This window comes from Anabaena catenula FACHB-362 (assembly GCF_014698735.1).
GTDB classification, from domain to species: domain Bacteria; phylum Cyanobacteriota; class Cyanobacteriia; order Cyanobacteriales; family Nostocaceae; genus Anabaena; species Anabaena variabilis_A.
The window spans coordinates 36421-51848 of record NZ_JACJTQ010000011.1 but is presented as its reverse complement, the minus strand read 5'-3'; the positions used below and the strand labels follow the sequence as shown (position 1 = coordinate 51848).

The window sequence follows — 15428 nt, the reverse complement described above, 5'->3', positions numbered from 1 at the left end:
GTCTTGCTTACAGCAATTTTCATGTATTTAGACCACACTGTTGATTTCTCTTTGCACTTCTGCGTCTGGAGCGTGAGAAAAGAATGTGGTTCATTTACCTGAAAATTGCTGTAATTAGAAAATGAATGTAAGTGTAAAGACATGACTGGGAAATCAATACTGTTCGGTTAAGAGTTTTTGTAGGTTGGGTTAAGCGATAGCGCAACCCAACAAAAGTCCGTAAATGTTGGGTTTCCTAACGTCAACCCAACCTACCTTATTTAATGTTTTTAGCTTAACCGACAAGTATTGCTTCCCAACCTACCTGATTTAATGTTTTTAGCTTAACCGACAAGTATGGACTGGGAAATATCTTTACATTTACATTTGTACGGGTTTAGCAATGCTAAACCCATACTGAACACTGAACGCTGCTGTACAACTAAGGATACAAACCTCTATCAGTCAAAGCCTGGGCGACTCTACCCACACCCAGAGTATAAGCAGCTAACCGCAGATTCACCCGCCGTGCTTTCGACTGTTCAATCACCTTGCGGTAAGCCTGTACCATCAAATGTTCCATTTCCCGGTTCACTCGTTCTTCATCCCAGAACAGGTAAGAAAGTCCCTGTACCCATTCTAGATAACTCACCACTACACCACCAGCATTGGCTAAAATATCCGGTAAAACCGTTACACCACGCGCTTCTAGGACTTGATTTGCTTCCAATGTCACAGGGCCATTAGCAGCTTCAGCAATAAACTGGGCTTGTATCTGATGGACATTTTCCTCAGTAATTTGATTTTCCAAGGCTGCGGGAATCAAGACATCACAAGGTAAAGTCAGTAAATCTGCATTACTAATTGGTGTAGCTTGGGGGAAACCGACAACACTTCTGTGGTTTACAGCAGCGTAGGCTTTCAAAGCCGGAATATCAAGACCAACTTCCGAAAATACACCTCCAGCACCACTGGAAACAGCAATAATTTTTGCTCCTGCATTGTGTAATAATTCAGCCGCAGCCCCGCCTACATTACCGAAACCTTGAATCGCAACTCGCACACCTTCAAGGGATTTACCTTGCTCTGCCAGGGCTTCACGGACAATAATCATTACACCTCTGCCCGTAGCCATTTCCCTTCCGAGAGAACCACCAACAGAAAGCGGCTTACCAGTCACCACACCTGGTACAGAATGACCAACATTAACAGAATAAGTATCCATCATCCAGGCCATTTCACGGGCTGAAGTACCCATATCTGGCGCGGGTATATCTACGGAAGGACCAATATCTTTAATTAACTCACTAATATAACGGCGACTAATGCGTTCTAATTCCCCCACGCTGTACTGTTTAGGATCTATGGGAATTCCACCCTTGGCACCACCGTAGGGAATACCCAACAACGCACATTTCCAAGTCATTAACATTGCTAAAGCTGAAACTTCCCGCAGTGTTACAGCCTGATGGTAGCGAATTCCACCTTTATATGGGCCTAAAATATCGGAATGCTGTACTCGATGTCCAGCGAGAACTCGCACTTCTCCATTATCCATTTTTACCGGAATGGAAACTGTCACCACCTTCCGGGGATGGCTAAGTATTTCTACTATACCAGAATCTAGTGTCAATTCTTTCGCAGCCCATTCTAAATAACTACAAGCTTGGTCAAATGGGCAAATATGCGCTGGAGAGTGATTTTCCCAGACTGGGCGAGACGTTGTAACCATAAGAGAACTCCTCATCACGCTATTTTCGTGAACCGGATTTATATGATTAGCTTACCCTCTTTTTTTAAGAAAATATCAATTTTGTAGTTTTTGTTACAGTTTTATTGACATAGAGATGCAACGACGGGGAGATTCAAATGCAGGAGTAATATCTAGGACTTACGCACAAGTCACGTCAGATTAATCAATATAACTATTTCATCAAAATGGGTCTAAGTTCTGTATATAATTACGTAACTTGACGAATACACAAGTTTAAACACTATATCGGGGCTGTATTTATAAGCCATAACACTAATTAATATATGTTTTGACATATTAGGTAATCTCCGTCCAAGAGAACCAATCTTAAGAAATGGCGTTCCGGTATGTGGTGAAGGAACTGTAGATATTACAAAACAATAATAACTATGAACACACAATTTTCCAGAAAACTACTCCAACATCTATTCAAAAATAATGATCATGATGGCTTTACAGGGTGGGAACTGTTAGTAGTAACTATAATTATTGGTATTTTAACTGTCTGGGCTGGATCATCATCATTTTTAAACGAACCCGCCCGTGCTGGATCATCAGAAGCTAAACAATATACTGGCTCTATGAATAGAGGTCAACAAACTTACTTTTTAGAAAATGGTCGTTTTTCTAAAACTATCTCTAAATTAGACTTAGGAATTCCAGAGCAAACCACGAAATACAACTATTCTACGATTGCAACATCAAAAGCTGCTTTTAATTATGGTATTGCCAGACGTAAATATGATTCTCGTGATAATAGTGGGTTTAATTTTCATTCTAAACCTCTTATAACTTTCGTTGGTGCTGCTTTTGTTGTTCCTGTCAAGGAAAATAATAAAATTAAACTGACGACAATAGCAGTTCTTTGTGAAAGTAAATTCTTTACTGCTACCCGTCCAGCAAATCCCATCTTAAAAAATGGTGTTCCTGTATGTCCTGAAGGAACTAGAGAAATTGAGTAAATTATGAACACACAATTTTCCAGAAAACTACTCCAACATCTATTCAAAAACAATGATCATGATGGCTTTACATGGTGGGAAGTGTTAGTAGTAACTATAATTATTGGTATTTTAAGTGTCTTGGCTTTACCATCATTTTTAAACCAGCCCGGCCGTGCTGTATCATCAGAAAGTAGGCTATATACTGGCTCGCTAAATAGATCTCAACAAGCTTACTTTTTAGAAAATGGTCGTTTTTCTAAAACTATCTCTAAATTAGACTTAGGAAGTTTAGAGCAAACCATGAACAACAGCATAAACTACAACTATTCTACGATTGCGACATCAAAAGCTGCTTTTAATTATGGTATTGCCAGACATGAATATGCACAACATCATCATAATAGTTGGTTTAATTCTCATTATACATCTTCTTCTACACTTCTTATAACTGTTGTTGGTGCTGTTTTCGTTGTTCCTGTCAAGGAAAATAATAAAATTAAACTGACGACAATAGCAGTTCTTTGTGAAAGTAAATTCTTTACTGCTACCCGTCCAGCAAATCCCATCTTAAAAAATGGTGTTCCTGTATGTCCTGAAGGAACTAGAGAAATTGAGTAAATTATGAACACACAATTTTCCAGAAAACTACTCCAACATATTCTTAATAAAAAGAATGAGCAGGGTTTTACCTGGTGGCAAGTCTTATTAGTATTCATAATTATCTTAGTTTTAGCTGCTATAGCACTACCATCATTTATTGTACAAACTAGCTCAGAATTAAAATTATCTGAAGGTAAAATATATGTTGCTTCTATGAACCGTGGTCAACAAGCGTACTTTTCAGAAAATAACAAATTCTCCAAATCATTACCAGAATTGGGTTTAGGAATTGCCAATCAGACTAATAAATATAACTATTTCATCAAAATGGGTACAAGTTCTGTATATAATTACGGAATTGCACGAACAGACAAGTTTAAAAACTATATCGGTGCTGTATTTATGACCCCTAATGCCAATGTAACAATTATATGTTTTGATGATATATTAGGTAATCTCCTTCCAACAGAACCAATCTTAAGAAATGGCGTTCCGGTATGTGGTGGAAGAACTACTATACCTGTAACAGCAAAAGAGCAAACTGAAACTGTGTCAATCATCTGTGAAAGTAAAGAATTTACTACTACCCGTCCAGCAAATCCCATATTAAAAGATGGCGTTCCGGTATGTGGTGAAGGAACTGTAGATATTACAAAACAATAAAACCTATGAACACACAATTTTCCAGAAAACTACTCCAAGAGCTATTCAAAAACAACGATCATGATGGCTTTACAGGGTGGGAACTGTTAGTAGTAACTATAATTATTGGTATTTTAACTGTCTGGGCTTTACCATCATTTTTAACCCGGCCCGGCATTGCTATATCATCAGTAGGTAAGCAATATACTGGCTCGCTAAATAGATCTCAACAAGCTTACTTTTTAGAAAATGGTCGTTTTTCTAAAACTATCTCTAAATTAGGCTTAGGAATTTCAGAGCAAGACATTAACAACAGAATAAACTACAACAGCATAAACTACAAATATTCTACGATTGCAACATCAAAAGCTGCTTTTAATTATGGTATTGCCAGACATAAATATCCAAAATATAGGCATAATATTTGGTTAAATTTTCATATTACAACTACATCTACTAGTATAACTGTTCCAACTTTCGTTGGTGCTGTTTTCGTTGTTCCTGTCAAGGAAAATAATAAAATTGAACTTACGACAATAGCAGTTCTTTGTGAAAGTAAAGAATTTACTGCTATCCGTCCAGCAAATCCCATCTTAAAAAATGGTGTTCCTGTATGTCCTGAAGGAACTAGAGAAATTGAGTAAATTATGAACACACAATTTTCCAGAAAACTACTCCAACATCTATTCAAAAACAATGATCATGATGGCTTTACAGGGTGGGAACTGTTAGTAGTAACTATAATTATTGGTATTTTAACTGTCTGGGCTTTACCATCATTTTTAACCCAGCCCAACATTCCTAGATCAGAAGGTAGGCAATATACTGGCTCTATGAATAGAGGTCAACAAGCTTACTTTTTAGAAAATGGTCGTTTTTCTAAAACTATGTCTAAATTAGGCTTAGGAATTTCAGAGCAAACCATATTCTACAACTATTCTACGATTGCAACATCAAAAGCTGCTTTTAATTATGGTATTCCCAGACATGAATATCCACAATATAGGAAAAATATTTGGTTGAATTTTCATATTATAATTACATCTCGTTCTATGCCTCTTAGAACTGTTGTTGGTGCTGTTTTCGTTGTTCCTGTCAAGGAAAATAATAAAATTAAACTTACGACAATATCAGTTCGTTGTGAAAGTAAATTCTTTACTGCTACCCTTCCAGCACGTCCAATCTTAAAAGATGGCGTTCCTATATGTCCTGAAGGAACTAGCACAATTGAGTAACTTATGAACACACAATTTTCCAGAAAACTACTCCAACATCTATTCAAAAACAATGATCATGATGGCTTTACATGGTGGGAACTGTTAGGAGTAACTATAGTTATTGGTATTTTAAGTGCCTTGGCTTACCCATCATTTTTAAACCTGCCCAGCCGTGATGTATCATCAGAAGGTAAGCAATATACTAACGCTATAAATAAAGCTCAACAAGCTTACTTTTTAGAAAATGGTCGTTTTTCTAAAACTATCTCTAAATTAGACTTAGGAATTTTAGAGCAAACCATAAACTACAACTATTCTACAATTGCGACATCAAAAGCTGCTTTTAATTATGGTATTGCTAAACATGAATTTGGACAATATCATCATAAGATTTGGTTGAATTTTCATTATACATTAACACATTCTAGCCCTCTTATAACTTTCGTTGGTGCTGTTTTCGTTGTTCCTGTCAAGGAAAATAATAAAATTAAACTTACGACAATAGCAGTTCTTTGTGAAAGTAAATTCTTTACTGCTACCCGTCCAGCAAATCCCATCTTAAAAAATGGTGTTCCTGTATGTCCTGAAGGAACTAGAGATATTACAGAACTATAATAACTATTTTTATAAAAACTTAATTTTTAGACTTCTGCGACTTGATTTGATATTAATAAGCAAGCCGCAAAACCGCTGCGACGCACAAATTGTGGAAATACGTTACGCAGATGTTAAAAAAATATGTATATATCTTGATACCATGCTCTTTATTGATAGCTTGTTGATAATTTATCAGCTTTAAGATGAAAGAATCTTGCTTTTTCGTCAATTTATGAGATACTAGCTGTCAGGAATACATTTTGCTCTAGCTATATACACTATGCTATTTTGCTACAGCATAACATTTTGGATTTTTCAAACATCCTCTAATAAAAACCTTTTCAATCCCATTTTGAATAAGGTTAAATAAATACCAATTAGTAATAGATAAAACCAGATAAATAAACAATGGAAACCCCCAGACAAACTTTAGAAGAATTGAAACGGGTATTTACCAAGATTGCTGGAGAAGATAAACAAGTTGATCAAGCAGAGTTTAAGAAATCATTAGGCTTGAAAGACGAATATTTTGCCGACAGACTCTTTTCCATATTTGATACTGATAACAGTGGCACTATCAAAATAGAAGAATTTTTAGCTGCTGTAGAAAAACTTGTTTTTGCGACTACAGAAGAGAAACTAAAATTTGCTTATCAATTACATGATATCAACGGGGATGATTGCATTGATAAAGCAGAAATTGCTCATTTGATTACTGCGAGTCTGAATGAAAATAATCTCAGTTTCAAACCGGAACAAATTAACGATTTAGTCGATATATTGTTTCTAGAAGCTGACAGCGACAACAGTGGGGAAATTTCTTTTGCAGAATTTAAAGGTTTAATCGGCAAATTTCCTGATTTAATTGAAGCAATGACCGTCAGCCCTGTTAGCTGGCTCAGACCTCACAAGCAAAACTCTCAAACAGTTACTTCCCCAGAAAAAAAGCGGACAAAAAAAGATTACATCAAGCATTACATTGAAAACAATTGGGTCAAAATAGCTTTTTTAGCCCTCTATGTTGCTGTCAATATATTTCTTTTCTTCGGGGCAGTTGAGCGATATGCAGATTTAGGAGCAAATGTATATGTTCAAATTGCCAGAGGTTGTGGTGCAACACTTAACTTCAACGGGGCGCTGATTCTCATCCCCATGCTACGGCATTTTATGACTTGGCTTCGCAAAAGTAGCCTTAATGACTATTTACCCATAGACGAAAGCATCGAGTTTCATAAGCTTATAGGTCAAGTCATGTTTGCCTTGGCAATTGTGCATACGATCGCACATTTTCTCAATTACAGTACCTTACCTGCGCCCTTTCTACAAAGTTTATTGGGGACAAAAGCTGGTTTATCGGGATTTTTATTACTGCTAGTTTTCACAATTATGTGGGTAACAGCGCAAGCACCTATCCGACAAGGTGGGAAATTTGCGCTTTTCTATATAGCTCACATGGGGTACGGTTTGTGGTTTATCCTGGCATTAATTCATGGGCCAGTTTTTTGGCAGTGGGTGTTATTCCCTGGACTGGGATTTGTGATTGAATTAGTTATCCGTTGGCGGGCAACAAAACAAGCAACTGTTGTAGTTAATGCCTCTTTACTCCCATCTAAAGTTTTAGGTTTAGAAGTTCAACGTCCAGGAGCTTTCAACTATCAACCAGGAGACTATTTATTTATTAAATGTCCCAGTATTTCCAAATATGAATGGCATCCATTTACAATTAGTAGCGCCCCGGAAAGACCAGATGTCTTATCTTTACATATACGCGCAGCAGGAAGTTGGACTGGTAAGTTATATCAACTTTTTCGAGAGCAAAGGGAAGAATGGATACGTTCAAGTAGTTCTCAACCTGAGCAGGGAGTTCCGGTTTATTTAGATGGGCCTTATGGTACACCAAGTACACATATTTTTGAATCTAAATATGCTGTGTTAATTGGTGCTGGTATTGGTGTAACTCCCTTTGCTTCTATCCTGAAAAGTATTTTGTACCGCAATCAACATAATTCTTCTAACATCAATTTGAAGAAGGTACATTTTTACTGGCTAAATCGAGAACAAAATGCATTTGAATGGTTCGTTGAACTGTTATCAGAAATTGAAGCCGAAGACACTAACAAACTCTTTGATCTAAACTTATATCTAACAGGCGCACAGCAAAAATCAGATATGAAGTCTAGTACTTTGTTTGTGGCGATGGATTTGATGCATTCTCGGACAAAGGTTGATTTAATCACAGGCTTAAAGAGTCGCACAAAAACTGGTCGTCCAGATTGGGATGAGATTTTTAGTGACTTAGCAAAACAACACGCACCCAATAAAGTTGATGTATTTTTCTGTGGACCTCCTGGACTGTCAACACAGTTAAAGAGTCTTTGTACTAAATATGGTTTTGGCTATAGAAAAGAAAACTTTTAGCCAAAATTCTAAGTACAAACCTAATAAAAAGAGTCAATTTTTTGAGGTAAAAAACTATGACAATCACAGAGCGTTTTAAAAAGTTCACAATCTTACATTCCAATGATATGCACGGCGACTTTCTAGCAGAGGCTACAGGTCAGGCAGAGGGTCATGTTATTGGTGGTATGTCCCTACTTTCTGGATATATCAATCAGGTGCGTCAGGACGAGAAAAACGTGCTGTTTGTTATTGCTGGTGATATGCTCCAAGGCTCGACGATTGATTCGGAATACCAAGGGATTTCCACCATAGAAATTATGAATTATCTGGCTCCTGATGTCGTCACCTTGGGAAACCACGAATTAGATTATGGATTGCCTCATTTATTATTCTTGGAAAAAATGGCAAATTTTCCTATAGTGAATGCCAACTTATACATTAAAAAGTATAACCGCCGCTTGATGAATCCATACATTATCCTTAATGTCGATGGATTTGATATTATGTTCATCGGAATTGTGACGGAAGAAGCTTTGAGAACATTAAAACGTGATAGGAATATTGGCACTTTTATTAATTTAGAAGATGCGGCATCAGAAGTTGGCAAGATTTGCAACGCCTACAAAAACGATGATATTGACTTAACTGTTATTCTCACCCACATCGGTTTTGAAGAGGATAAAAAACTGGCAGCAATGCTAGATCCAGAATGGGGTGTGGATATGATCATCGGCGGACATTCCCATACATTTTTAGAACAACCAGCCGAAGTTAATAATATTCTGATTGCCCAAGCTGGAGTAGGGACAGACCAGATCGGACGTTTTGATATTGTAGTTGATGACGATACGAATAGCATCGTTGAATGGAAATGGCAACTCCTTCCAGTTGATAATAATCTGGCTCTGCCCGATCTCGAAATCGAAAAGCTGATTGCTTCCTTCAAAGAAGATGTAGACCGCAAGTATAATCGCTTGATTGGACGATTAGCCCATAAAATGACCCATCCCAAGCGTGAACAAGAAACTGAATTGGGAAACTTAATCGCGGATATTTTTGCTCAACTTGATAGTTTGGATGTGGTTTTTGTTGCCAGTGGTTCAATCCGAGGAAAAGAATTAGGACCTCCAGTAACTTTGAGTGATCTGAAAACTGTTTTCCCTTATCAAGATACTCTTCATAAATTTCGAGTGACTGGGGTTCACTTAACCCAGATATTTGCCCATATTATGAGACCGGAAAACCGCATAGAGGGTCAAAGTGAGTATTTTCAGGTCAACCAAGGGATTAAAGCAGTTTACAATGATGCCCTGCATAGCCTGGAATCCTTAAGCATTAAGGAACAAGCTGTACAAGACAATCAACATTACACTATTTGTATGGATGGCTATCGTTACCAAAATTCGGCTCAGAATTTAGGCATTACCCATGCAGAACTAACAAAATTAGGCGACCCAAAACTAATTGTCACCAATTATCAAGATGTCCTAGAAGAATACTTGAGTCATCATCAAAATCTTAATAGTCATATCGAAGGCCGATTAGTTTACAAGTAGAGACGTTTTCAACTGTTGGCTTCTAGGTTATGCCTGTGTAGCTACGATTTACATCATCTTGATATCAGTTAAATGGAGCAGTAATTAGCATGATAGCCCTTCAAAATCACCCTATACCAGTAATAATTGACACGGACGGAGGTGTTGATGATGCCTTGGCTCTGATTATGGCCTTGAATTCACCGCAATTAGACCTGAAAGCCGTCACTGTTGTGGCTGGCAATATTAATGTTGATCAGGCGGCGAATAATGTCTTGCGCGTAGTCAGTATTGTTGAACCGGATAGGTTGCCTATAGTTGCCAAAGGCTGTGAAAAGCCTCTAGAAAAACCACCATTTAACGCCGCAGGAATTCATGGGGCTGATGGTTTGGGTGAACTTGATCGCTTTCAGGAAGCTGATGGTACACTCCGCTATCCTCAACTGACGATGAAGCCATCTGAAGAGAATGCGATCGCTCTACTACTGAAGGCTGCTCAAGAGTACGGCGAGAGTTTGACCATTATTGCATTAGGACCGCTCACGAATCTAGCAACAGCGATTCAGAAAGATAGTGCAACCATGCAAAAAGTAGGGCGAATTGTCATCATGGGTGGGGCTGTGACTGTACCCGGAAATATTACAGCCGCTGCTGAATTTAACTTTTTTGTCGATCCTGATGCGGCTCAAATTGTCATGGAGTCGGGAATTCCTCTCACCTTAGTGGGTTTAGATGTGGCGATGAAAGCTCCCTTGTCTCGTCAAATTGTTGAAGATAATTTACAGCGTCGGCCTACAAAAGTTTCTCAGTTTATTGCCGACTGCACGGGAATTTATATGGCTTTCTATCGTGATAATGAAGGCTTCTATGGCTGTTATTTACACGATCCTTTGGCAATGGCAGTGGCAATTGATCCGAGCTTAGTAACGACAGAATCGCTATATATGATGGTTGAAACTCAAGGAAGATTCACAACAGGAATGTCACTGGCAGATCGACGCGATCGCCGAGATGAAACAACGAATCCACCTAATGTAGATGCTTGTTTAGATGTGGATAAGGAACGGTTTATGCAGCTATTTGATCAACTTGTTTGAAGAATAACACGGGTGAGACGACAAAGAATAGCGATCGCTCCCAAGCATAATCTCAGTTATTTAAAGATTAAATAGTTTTAAATTAGGAAAAAAATGAAATTAGACAAATTTGTTCTCGCACAAAATATGGCTTTCCTAGTATCTATTCCTCCAGAAAGCAATCTAGCTAAATTACTGGCTTTTTGTTTGGCTACAAAAGCCAAGAGAAACACGACAGGAACAAAAATATTGGAGCTAACTTATGAGCTAATGGAAAATCCATCTAAGTTACCCTATTGGACTCAAGACATCATGGGACAGGATTTAGATTACACGACAGAGGAGTGGAAAGCACTGGGAGAAATGGGTATTAAGGATGCTAATGAGTTTATGTCTACTCTCTGGCAAGAATTAGAAAGTTTGAATTTGTAATTGCTTATTTCAAAAACACAGAAATTTTTAGGTTACAGGGATTCTATAAACAGCATGAATAATCTACCAAAAGAGCATCTATCTTCAGAAATAATTTCCAACTTGGAAACATCTAACCAAGTAGGAGAAAACAATCATCAAGAAGGAAAAGTATATTTCATTCGGCATGGTGAAAGTACCAGCAATGAACGCAATATTTTTGCAGGTGTATTAGATGTAGATTTGACTGCATTTGGTAGATTGCAAGCGCGTCAAGCAGGTTCTGACCTCAAGAAAAAAGGTATGAAATTCGATGCAGTATATGTCTCTCACATGAGACGCGCACGACAAACTTGTGAAATTGCACTTGCTGAAAGTCAGGCTTTGAAATCCTCTGATGTTCCGATTCAAATTGACCATCGAATTAGCGAAAAATCTTTTGGGATTTTTGCCGGTCGTAATTTGAATTTGCTGCGTCTAGCTTTGGGCTATGAAGGCTTCGAGGAAATGTTGCATTCACATAACGAAGCACCTCCGGCTGGCGAGAAAATTGCACAAGTTTATCACCGCGCTGCAAGTTTTTACCAAGAGCGAATCGTACCACATTTAGAACGGGGTGAAACTGTTCTGGTGGTGTGCCACCAATATGTATTAGAGCCTTTAGCACTTTATTTAAGTGATTTACCACCAACTGCTTATAAACATCTGAAACTTCCTAATGGTAAAGCTCTCAGTCAAGAGGAGTTAGTCAAGTTTCGTGATAAGGAATCCGGTGGTGCAGCTTCTGTGCGTAAACAGATCAATGATCTGTCAATTATGTGGGCAATTTTTCTCTATGCTGCTGCCTTCTTACTAGGATGCTTGGTAAGGGCGTTAAGTGCCTCCACAGGGGGAATGCCATCAGAACTATTTCGAGGAATAATTGTTGTTTGTCTGGCTGCTTCAACCTTTTATACTTACCTGGATATTGACTTTGCAGCGAGTAAACGCAAAGTAACTTCAACTGTGAAGTATATAGTCTACGGGTGGATGTTAGTAAGATGGATAGTTGGGCTATTTTTAATATTTTCGGGAATATTGTATCAAAGCCCAGGGGATTTGTACAAAGTTATGTGGGTGCTGTTTTTGATGGTTCCACCAGCCCTTACTTCCCCTGTTTTATCGGTACTTTGGGGCGGTAATCTTTATCCTTCGGCTATCTTATCCAGGACTTTATCAATCATCACTCCAGTTGCACTAGTTGTGACATTTGGCTTGGCAAAACAACTACCAATTAACAATTCAAGCCTGATATTTTTCGGGATTATTCTCATTGTTGGTCTGGCAATACCGGGCGCTTTAGCCCAATTTTGGCGTGATAAATCTCCTGTTGAATCAAACCACCACAGCAAGAACTGGAAATTTATTGGAGTGCTTGCTGTCGCATTAATGGCTTTGGCAACTGGGTTTCAGTTTACTCCATCAACATTCATTTCCGACTTATTTTCATCAACAGATCCGAACCGTTCACTAGCCTGTTTGCAACAACTAGCAGTGGCAACATTAGTTTTTATCTTAATCCGCATCTCTGCCGTATTAACTTCAGTTTTAACAACAGGCAAGCTGAATAAGGCAGAAGCTAGAGATGCTTATATCCTGCTTGTTAATCCCAACTTTTTCCTTTGGGCATCTCTTTTCTTGGGAGTTAGTGCAACTGCAAATCCAGAAGCTGTAAGATATGCAATTTTTTGGGCAGCACTGGGGTTCTTCTCCATACCACTCATCGAGCAGATATTGTTTATGAATTCATTTGGTAATGAATTATTGAGAGAAACTTTACGCTCTTCGAGAATGGCAACAGAAGATATCAGAAAGCTTTTCCTGGAATTGGATACAGATGGAAGTAAAGCACTTGATAGAGGCGAAATTATGGAGCTTTTAGGTCGCATAGAAGATATGACAACAGGTGAACGTAGCTCACAAGAAGTCAGGAGATATATAACTGATTATCTGTTCAATACTCTAGATGCAGATAAAAGTGGAACAGTTGATTTGCAAGAGTTAGAAGAGTATGTATCAACCTATGGGTTAGTTGCTAACCTTAATGTTGTCTCTGGTGCTGCATCCCCAGTTTCATTAGGGACTTAATACAGTAATCAAAAAAATTCAAAAATATCAAGTTATTGTATTAGCTTCTTTCAAGTAATTAAAAGTAAAAACCTTAAGTATATATTTATATAGTTTTAATATTTTACTTTTAATTTTTGACATATCTACAAAGTTAAAAAAAAGAAAAAAGTATGACGTTAAACATTGAAATCTTAGAGCAAAGTTTTGAGAAAGTTAAACCTCGCGCTAATGAATTTGCAGCCAGCTTCTACGATAATCTTTTTCAAGCTCACCCAGAGGTGAAACCGTTATTTGCCAATACTGATATGGTAAATCAACAAAAAAAGCTTTTAAATTCCCTGGTTTTGGTAGTAGAAAATCTCCGCAACCCAGAAGCTTTGGGCCCAGTTCTTAATGCTTTAGGAGGTAGACACGTCGGTTATGGAGCTATTCCCAATTATTATGAACCAGTTGGAGAAGCACTGCTGTTGACGTTTGAACAATATCTTAGTGAAGATTGGACTTTTGAAGTCAAAAAAGCTTGGCTAGATGCTTTTACAGCTATTACTGCATTGATGTTAAAAGGTGCAGGTGTAGATAATGTACCAACAACAAATAAGTCAGAACAACAAGCAGCACAAGCAACTACAATACCAATTGAGCAAAAAATTGAGGAAATTCCACAAGTAGAAGTAGCAGAGCAAGTATTAACAGAAATACCAGAAGAAGAATCTTCAGAGTTACCTGTAGAAATATTAGTAAACAGTTTTGAAAAAATCAAACCTCGTGCTGATGAATTTGCAGCCAGTTTCTACGATAATCTTTTTCAAGCTCACCCAGAGGTGAAACCGCTATTTACCCATACTGATATGGGAACTCAAGAAAAAAAGCTGATAAATTCCCTGGTTTTGGTAGTAGAAAATCTCCGCAACCCAGAAGCTTTAGGGCCAGTTCTCAACGCTCTGGGAGGTAGACACGTCGGCTATGGAGCTATTCCCAAATACTATAGACCAGTAGGAGAAGCACTGCTGTTGGCGTTTGAGCAGTATCTTGGTGAAGATTGGACTCCTGAAGTTAAAAAAGCTTGGTTAAATGCTTATAGAGCTATTACAACCTTGATGTTAAAAGGTGCGGGAGAAGAATCTTCACCTCAAGTTGTCCAAGCTGAGAAACCTGCTGTTTTACCAAAACCTGTCCAAGCGGAGAAACCTGTTATTGTATCAAAACCTGCAACATTAAAAACCGAAATTCAAAAAGAATCTCAGCTATTTCAGCCCTCAGCAGAGCTAGAGAAAAAATCTCTGATATCTATTCAGTTAGATGGTGAAGTTTTAAAAGAAATTATCACTAATTTTACTGCTAATTATCAGAAGTTTCAGACCAAAATATCTGAACAGCCATTCAGTGAAGTCCTCAAACAACTTCCTGCTAAACTTATTGATGCTTTCTGGATAGCACCAGTATGGTTAGTCGCTGTAGCTTCGGCAGTTATCTTTACTGTAGTTCTTGTAATTGTCGATGACAACTCTTTACTAGCAGAAGTTTTGGGTGCTGCTGATACTATCAGTCTGGTGGTGGCGCTAGTTCTATTCATTAAAGAAGCTCCAGATCGCAGAAAACAATTTCATTATCAAGCCTGGAGTACGGTTGATGCAGCACACGATGTTAAAGTTAGTTATGCGAGAATTTTGGCACTGCAAGATTTGAATGAGGATGGTGTTTCTCTGAGAGGTTTGGATGCTCCTGGTGCGGAGTTGGTAGATATTAATCTTCCTCATGCCAATTTGAGTAAAGCCAATTTAATGGAAAGCGATTTTACAAATGCTAATTTGAGCTATGCCAATTTAGATAATGCTAATCTCAGTCAGGTTAAACTTAGTGGTGCAGATTTGAGTCATGCAAAACTGGGTTTTGCTCGCTTGACTAAGGCTAATCTTAATAGTGCCAATCTGAGTAATGCTAATTTGATTTGTGCAGATTTGAGTAATGCAAACCTGAGTGGTGCAAATTTGAGAGATGCTAGTTTAAGTGGTGCGAACCTAGCGGGAGCTTACCTAACTGGTGCTAATCTCAAAAATGCTAAAGTCAGCGATTATGAACTGAGTAGTGCTTTCCTAGAAGGTGCGATTATGCCTGATGGCTCAAAGTATAAGTCTCTGGAAGATAGGACTAAAAATAAATAAATT

13 protein-coding genes are annotated in these 15428 nt (G+C 38.0%); 12 read left to right on the top strand and 1 reads right to left on the bottom strand.

The genetic code is table 11. The features are described 5' to 3' along the window. Nucleotides 1-421: 421 nt before the first annotated feature. Nucleotides 422-1711 (bottom strand): Glu/Leu/Phe/Val family dehydrogenase, encoded by a 1290-nt coding sequence (locus H6G68_RS09680; protein ID WP_190906448.1) that lies wholly within the window; start codon nucleotides 1709-1711, stop codon nucleotides 422-424. Between the two features lie 410 nt (nucleotides 1712-2121). Here H6G68_RS09680 and H6G68_RS09675 point away from each other — a divergent pair, with 410 nt between their 5' ends. The 12 genes from H6G68_RS09675 to H6G68_RS09620 all read left to right on the top strand — a co-directional run bounded on the left by H6G68_RS09675 (nucleotide 2122) and on the right by H6G68_RS09620 (nucleotide 15425). Continuing rightward, a complete protein-coding gene (locus H6G68_RS09675; RefSeq protein ID WP_190906447.1) occupies nucleotides 2122-2694 on the top strand; it encodes a type IV pilin-like G/H family protein in 573 nt (190 codons plus the stop codon). Nucleotides 2695-2697: 3 nt separating this feature from the next. After that, entirely contained in the window at nucleotides 2698-3294 is a 597-nt protein-coding gene (locus tag H6G68_RS09670; protein ID WP_190906446.1) for a type IV pilin-like G/H family protein, read from the top strand. A 3-nt stretch (nucleotides 3295-3297) separates the two neighbouring features. Next, entirely contained in the window at nucleotides 3298-3939 is a 642-nt protein-coding gene (locus tag H6G68_RS09665; RefSeq protein WP_190906445.1) for a type IV pilin-like G/H family protein, read from the top strand. A 5-nt stretch (nucleotides 3940-3944) separates the two neighbouring features. Further along, the gene (locus tag H6G68_RS09660; RefSeq protein ID WP_190906444.1) at nucleotides 3945-4562 is read left to right on the top strand and encodes a type IV pilin-like G/H family protein; all 618 of its coding nucleotides are present in this window, start codon (nucleotides 3945-3947) and stop codon (nucleotides 4560-4562) included. 3 nt (nucleotides 4563-4565) lie between these two features. Further along, the gene (locus tag H6G68_RS09655; RefSeq protein ID WP_190906443.1) at nucleotides 4566-5153 is read left to right on the top strand and encodes a type IV pilin-like G/H family protein; all 588 of its coding nucleotides are present in this window, start codon (nucleotides 4566-4568) and stop codon (nucleotides 5151-5153) included. A 3-nt stretch (nucleotides 5154-5156) separates the two neighbouring features. Continuing rightward, nucleotides 5157-5750, top strand: a complete 594-nt coding sequence (locus H6G68_RS09650) for a type IV pilin-like G/H family protein (RefSeq protein ID WP_190906442.1) — start codon at nucleotides 5157-5159, stop codon at nucleotides 5748-5750. A gap of 390 nt (nucleotides 5751-6140) precedes the next feature. Continuing rightward, on the top strand, nucleotides 6141-8150 hold the full coding sequence (locus tag H6G68_RS09645) for an EF-hand domain-containing protein (protein ID WP_190906441.1): 2010 nt from the start codon (nucleotides 6141-6143) through the stop codon (nucleotides 8148-8150). A 56-nt stretch (nucleotides 8151-8206) separates the two neighbouring features. Continuing rightward, nucleotides 8207-9688 carry a bifunctional metallophosphatase/5'-nucleotidase gene (locus tag H6G68_RS09640; RefSeq protein WP_190906440.1) on the top strand — a complete coding sequence of 494 codons (1482 nt, stop codon included), beginning with the start codon at nucleotides 8207-8209 and terminating at the stop codon, nucleotides 9686-9688. An 89-nt stretch (nucleotides 9689-9777) separates the two neighbouring features. Further along, nucleotides 9778-10764, top strand: a complete 987-nt coding sequence (locus H6G68_RS09635) for a nucleoside hydrolase (RefSeq protein ID WP_190906439.1) — start codon at nucleotides 9778-9780, stop codon at nucleotides 10762-10764. A gap of 93 nt (nucleotides 10765-10857) precedes the next feature. After that, nucleotides 10858-11175 (top strand): hypothetical protein, encoded by a 318-nt coding sequence (locus tag H6G68_RS09630; protein ID WP_190906438.1) that lies wholly within the window; start codon nucleotides 10858-10860, stop codon nucleotides 11173-11175. 54 nt (nucleotides 11176-11229) lie between these two features. Then, entirely contained in the window at nucleotides 11230-13281 is a 2052-nt protein-coding gene (locus H6G68_RS09625; protein ID WP_190906437.1) for a histidine phosphatase family protein, read from the top strand. A gap of 152 nt (nucleotides 13282-13433) precedes the next feature. Beyond that, nucleotides 13434-15425 (top strand): pentapeptide repeat-containing protein, encoded by a 1992-nt coding sequence (locus H6G68_RS09620; protein ID WP_190906436.1) that lies wholly within the window; start codon nucleotides 13434-13436, stop codon nucleotides 15423-15425. Nucleotides 15426-15428: the final 3 nt, after the last annotated feature.